Annotated in this window: 2 protein-coding genes and 1 pseudogene; all 3 read right to left on the reverse strand. The window is 70.9% G+C overall.

What is annotated here, in order from left to right; translation table 11 throughout:
• On the reverse strand, positions 1-2,362 hold a 2,362-nt coding region (locus IH13_RS39980), incomplete at its 3' end, for a type I polyketide synthase (RefSeq protein ID WP_420713446.1).
• A 315-nt stretch (positions 2,363-2,677) separates the two neighbouring features.
• Positions 2,678-3,415: pseudogene (locus IH13_RS46330) on the reverse strand (acyltransferase domain-containing protein); the annotation flags it as partial.
• Positions 3,382-5,187 (reverse strand): type I polyketide synthase (locus IH13_RS39985; RefSeq protein ID WP_158791505.1); only part of this gene is annotated, 1,806 nt, incomplete at its 5' end. The gene IH13_RS39985 and the pseudogene IH13_RS46330, both read right to left, overlap by 34 nt.

Genomic DNA, 5,187 nt, shown 5'->3' on the forward strand with positions numbered 1-5,187 from the left:
GCACCACCGCCAGCACCTCGTGCCCGTTCCGGCGCGCATCCGACAGCCGCTCCAGCAGCAGTACGCCCACCCCTTCGCCCCACGCCGTCCCGTCCGCGGCTTCCGCGAACGCCTTGCACCGGCCGTCCGGTGCAAGGCCGCCCTGCCGGGAGAATTCGACGAAGGCGCCCGGGGTCGACATGACCGTCACCCCACCGGCCAGGGCCAGTGAGCATTCGCCCGAGCTCAGCGCCTGGCTCGCCCAGTGCATCGCCACCAGGGACGACGAGCACGCCGTGTCCACCGTCACTGCGGGGCCCTCGAGTCCCAGCGTGTAGGACACCCGGCCGGAGAGCACACTGGCGGAGCTGCCCGTGGCACCGTACCCGGCGACCGACTCGCCCGCATCGCCCATGAGATGGGCGTAGTCCTGCCCGTTCGTACCGGCGAAGACTCCGGTCGAGCTGCCGAACAGCGACGAAGGGTCGATGCCCGCGCGTTCGAGGACCTCCCAGGACGCTTCGAGCAGCAGCCGCTGCTGGGGGTCCATCGCCAGCGCCTCACGCGGCGAGATCCCGAAGAACTCGGCGTCGAAGTCAGCGGCTTCGTGCAGGAAGCCGCCCTCTCCTGTGGACGAGGTGCCCGTGCCGGCGGAGTCGGCACGCGGACCGTGGAGCGAACCGAGGTCCCATCCGCGGTTCTCCGGCAGGGTGGTGATGCCGTCCGATCCGGCGGCCAGCAGGTCCCACAGCTCTTCCGGCGAGGTGACGCCACCGGGGAAGCGGCAGCTCATGCCGACGATGGCGACCGGGTCGTCCGCATCGTCCCTGCGGTCGTCCGGAGCCGTCAGGGTTCCGCTGTCCTGCGACGGCCCCAACTGGGAACGCAGGTGGCGTGCAAGAGCAACTGGGGACGGGTAGTCGTAAACGAGTGTCGTCGGCAGGCTGAGCCCAGATGCGGCGTCGAGCCGGTTGCGCAGCTCGACCGCGCTGATCGAGCTGAATCCGAGGTCCAGGAATGCTCTGTCTGTCGGCACCGCTTCCTTGGATCCGTGGCCCAGCAGCGCGGCGGCCTCGTCGCGGACCAGGTCCAGCAACAGGCGGAGGCCCTCCTGTTCCGGCATGGACCGCAGGCGTGCGGCGAGCGCCGAACGGTGTACGGGCTCCTGCTGCGCCGGGCCGGCTGCGCCCGGGTCCGCCTCATGGACGTGGGCCAGCTCGCGGAGCAGTGGGTTGGGCCGAAGCGCCGCGTTCCGCCCGGCGGCCCGGTCCCACCGCACATCTGCCACGACGAGCGAGGTCTCGTCATCCTGGAGAGCCTGTTGCAGGGCCAGGAGCGCCAGTTCAGGGTCCATGGAGCCGACACCGCTGCGCGCGAAGTTCTCTTCCTGCGCGGCTCCGAGGCCTCTGCCGTGCCAGTGACCCCATTGGATCGCGACGGCTGTCAGGCCTTCGGCGCGGCGATGGTGGGCGAGGGCGTCGAGGAAGGCGTTGGCAGGGGCGTAGTTCCCCTGACCGGCGCCGCCGATCAGACCTGCGACGGAGGAGAAGAGCACGAAAGCGGAGAGGTCGAGCTCGCGGGTGAGTTCGTGCAGATTCATCGCGGCTCGTGACTTCGCCTGGAGAGCACGTTCGAGCTGGCCGATGCTCAGGGTGTCCAGCAGGCTGTCGTCCAGCAGCGCCGCGCTGTGCACGACCGCCGTCAGGGGCAGCTCGGCCGGGACCGAGGCGAGCAGGGCGGCCAGCGCGGACCGGTCACCCGCGTCACAGGCCGCGAGGGTGACCTTGCAGCCCTTCGCCCTGAGTTCGGCCGCCAGGGACTCCGCGCCGGGTGCATCGGCGCCGCGTCGGCCGACGAGCAGCAGGTGTTCGGCGCCCCTCTCCGCGAACCAGTGGGCGGTGTGGGCGCCCAGCGCGCCGGTGCCGCCCGTGATGAGCACCGTGCCTCGGGGCGAGCGCCAGTCGTGGGAGGCAGGAGTACGGGTAGGGCGGGGTGCGGGGACGAGCCGGCGCCCGTGCACACCTGTGGCACGGATCGCCAGCTGGTTCTCCTCGTCGCCGCGCGCAGCGAGGACTGCGCGGAGACGACGGGACGCCCGCCGGTCGAGGTCTTCGGGAAGGTCGAGCAGGCCTCCCCAGCTCTGCGGGCGTTCGGCGCTGATCACGCCGCCGAGTCCCCAGAGCAGGGCCTGGGCGGGGGCGGTCACGTGATCCGTGCGGCCCACCGAGACGGCGCCACGGGTGGCGATCCACAGCGGAGCTTGCACCGCGGTGTCCGTGAGGGCCTGGACGAGAGCAACTGTGTGCGCGAGCCCGGCCGGAACGGCGTCCGTCCGGGGGTGGGTGCGTACGTCCAGAGCAAGCAGCGACAGCACCCCGGCCATGGCTGTGTCGGGTGCGTCGCCCAGCGCGGTGCGTATGAGGGCGGCCAGCGCGTCGCGATCGCTGCCCGGAGCCACACGGATGACGACGGTGTCGACGGGCGCGAGTGCGTCGAGGCACGCGTCGAGGTACGGATCGGCTGCGGTCGTCGCGGGCACCGCCACCAGATACGTGCCCGTCGGCTGAGGTGTGGCGGTCGTTTCTGCGATGCGCTTCCACAGCACGCGGTAGCGCCAGGAATCGACGGTCGACAGAGCGGTGCGCTGTCGGCGCCACGCGGACAGTGCGGGCAGTGCCGCTGCGAACGACTGCTCGGTGTCGACCGCGAGTGTCCGTGTGAGGGCCTCCAGATCCGCGCCCTCGACGGCGGTCCAGAACGCGTCGTCCTCCGGGGCGGTTCCGGGCCGGTTGGTGTCCGTCGTGCCGGCCGGGGCCAACCAGTAGCGCCGGTGCTGGAACGCGTACGTGGGCAGGTCCACGCGCCGGGCGCCGGTACCTGCGTAAACGGCACGCCAGTCCGGCTCCACACCGTTCGTGTGGGCGGCGGCGAGCGAGGTCATGAACCGGCGGGGCTCGTCCTCACCTCGCCGCAGGGTGTCGAGCGCCACCGCGTCGCCGCCCACCGTTGTGAAGGTCTCCTGAAGTCCTGCTGTGAGTACCGAGTGCGGGCTGACCTCGATGAACACCGTGTGCCCGTCGGCGAGTGCGGCGGTGGTCGCCGCCTCGAACGCCACCATGGACCGCAGGTTCCGGTACCAGTACTCGGCGTCCAGGCCGGCGGTGTCGATGAGCCCGCCCGTCAGCGTGGAGTAGAACGGAATCTCCGCGGAGCGTGGGGCGAGCCCCTGCAGGGCCTCCGCCAGCCCCTCACGGATGCTTTCGATCTGCGCCGAATGGGACGCGTAGTCCATCGCGATGCGCCGGGTCCGTACGCCGGCTGCCGCGCACGCGGACACGAAGGCGTCCAGTGCATCCAGGTCACCCGATACGACGACGGACATGGGCCCGTTGACGCTGTCTCTTATACACATATCTGCACCTGCTCGCGCACCCATTCCACCGGGCGCGGCACCGACACCATCCCGCCCTTGCCGGAAAGGGGCATCGTCACTTCTCGCCGCCGCGCCACCAGGCGGGCCGCGTCCGGGAGGGAAAGGGCTCCGGCAACGGTGGCTGCGGTGATCTCGCCCTGGGAGTGGCCGATGACAGCAGCCGGCTCCACTCCGCACGAACGCCAGAGCTCGGCCAGCGAGACCATGACCGCCCACAGCACCAGCTGCATGACGTCCGCCCGGTCCGACGAAGGGGCGCCCTCCACACGTCGCACCACGTCCAGGAGGGACCAGTCCGTGTACGGGGCCAGCGCCTCACCACACTCTGCGAGCCGCGCCGCGAAGACGGGGGACGACTCCACCAGGCCGGACGCCATCCCGGTCCACTGCGCACCCTGCCCAGGGAACACGAAGACCGGCTTGACCCTGCGGGACGCGGTCCCCTGTACAGCGCCGGGAGCCGTCCCGACGTGGGCCACGGACCGGAGTGCGGACAGGAAGCCGTCGTGGTCCTCAGCCACCAGGGCCACGCGATGTTCGAGCGAGGCCCTGGTGGTCGCTAGCGACCAAGCGATGTCCACCGGGGCCGGATCGCCACCGCGGCGTGTCTCCAGATGCGCCAGCAGACGGGCGGCCTGGGCCGCGACCGCCTCCGGCGACTTCCCTGAGAGCACCCATGGTGCGGTGCTGGTGGCCAGCAGGGTTCGTGCGTCAGTTCCTGGGGCGTCTGCCGGGCCGGGGGCCGACGGGCTGTCGAGGACTGCCTGTTCAAGGATCACATGCGCGTTGGTGCCGCTGATTCCGAACGAGGACACCCCCGCCCGGCGCGGCTCGCCCGTCTCGGGCCAGTCCATCTGCTCGGTCAGCAGCTCGACGCGCCCGGCCGTCCAGTCGACGTGCGCCGACGGCTTGTCGACGTGCAGGGTCTGCGGCAGCACCCCGTGCCGCATCGCCATCACCATCTTGATCACACCGGCCACACCGGCCGCACCCGCCGTGTGACCGATGTTCGACTTGAGCGATCCCAGCCGCAGCGGCCGGTTCTCGTGTCGGTCCTGCCCGTAGGTCGCCAGCAAGGACTGTGCTTCGATCGGATCGCCGAGCCGGGTCCCCGTGCCATGGGCCTCCACCACGTCGACATCGGCCGGAGACAGACCGGCGTCAGAAAGCGCCTGGCGGATCACCCTCTGCTGGGAGGGCCCGTGGGGGACGGTGAGACCACTACTCGCCCCGTCCTGGTTGATCGCCGAGCCCCGGACGACGGCCAGGACCCTGTGTCCGTTGCTGCGTGCGTCCGACAGCCGTTCCACCAGCAGCATGCCGATGCCTTCGCCCCAGCCGGTGCCGTCGGCCGCTTCGGCAAAGGCCTTGCACCGGCCGTCGGCCGCCAGACCACGTTGCCGGGAGAACTCCAGGAAAGCCCCGGGGGTGGACATCACCGACGCCCCACCCACAAGCGCCATGGAGCACTCGCTCCGGCGCAAGGCCTGGGCCGCCCAGTGCAGCGCTACCAGCGACGACGAGCACGCGGTGTCCACGGTCGCGGCCGGCCCTCGGAAACCCAGGGAATAGGCGATCCGTCCGGACATGACGCTCGCGGCGTTTCCGATGGCGAGATAGCCACCGAGCTCTGCCGTGTCGTTGTGCAACAGGGCGGCGTAGTCCTGAGCATTGGACCCGATGAACACACCGGTGCGGCTGCCGTGCAGCGAAACCGGGTCGATACCTGCCCGTTCCAGCGCCTCCCAGGCGGTCTCGAGCAGCAGCCGCTGCTG

It is taken from the genome of Streptomyces sp. NRRL WC-3549 (assembly GCF_000721935.1).
In the GTDB taxonomy this organism is placed as follows: domain Bacteria; phylum Actinomycetota; class Actinomycetes; order Streptomycetales; family Streptomycetaceae; genus Streptomyces.